1 protein-coding gene is annotated in these 808 nt (G+C 73.9%); it reads right to left on the reverse strand.

The features are described from left to right. Positions 1-44: 44 nt before the first annotated feature. Positions 45-808: STAS domain-containing protein (locus ACYVE7_RS34960; RefSeq protein ID WP_460370954.1), on the reverse strand; the 764-nt coding region annotated here is incomplete at its 5' end.

The raw sequence follows: 808 nt of genomic DNA on the forward strand, positions 1-808 counted from the left end.
GCGCGCGTAGGTCAGCGCGCGCAGGTCAGCGTGCGTAGGTCAGGTCAGGGGGCGGCGGCGCGGGCCGTCGCGTCGGTGTAGGCGCGGTCCAGCGGCGCGAACAGCTCGCCGTCGGCGGGGTACAGGTTCCGTTCACCGATCAGGGCGGTGGTGCCCGCCGCGTCGAGCAGCCGGCGCAGCCCTGACTGCACGCCGACCAGGGCGAGGGTGCCGCCGGCGTCCTGGAGCTGCCGGGCGTTGCGGTGGAACGCCTTGACCAGGGTCGAGGAGGGGACGTCGGGCAGGGCGCGCAGGCTGAGGATCAGGGTGGAGCCGTGGGCGTCGCGGATCTGCGGCCAGTCCTGGTTGATCCGGGTGAGTTCGGCGAAGAAGCTGGCGCCCGCGTAGTGCAGGACGATCACCTCGTCCCGGCCGAGCCGCTCGGGCAGCGGGGCGGTCGCCCAGTGGCCCGGGTTCCTGCCCGGGATCAGCCGGACCAGCCGTCCCTGCCGGGCGACCTGCCCGCAGAACAGCAGCAGCGACAGGAACGCGCCGAGGATGATCGCCTGCTGGAGCGGGAGCTGGGTGGTGGCCAGGAACGTCGCGACCATGGCCGCGACCGACGGCCAGGACGTCGCCATGACCAGCTTGATGTCGGGGACCCTGCCGAGGATCAGCTCCACCCCCACCACAAGGATCAGCCCGCCGATGACCGGCATCGGGATCAGCTCGGCGTACTTCCCGGCGGCGACCACGGTCAGCGCGAGCCAGAGCCCGGCGCAGACCCCCGCCCAGCGGGTGCGGGCCCCGGCGGCCGTCGCCACGCCGG

Source organism: Actinocorallia lasiicapitis, from assembly GCF_054778695.1.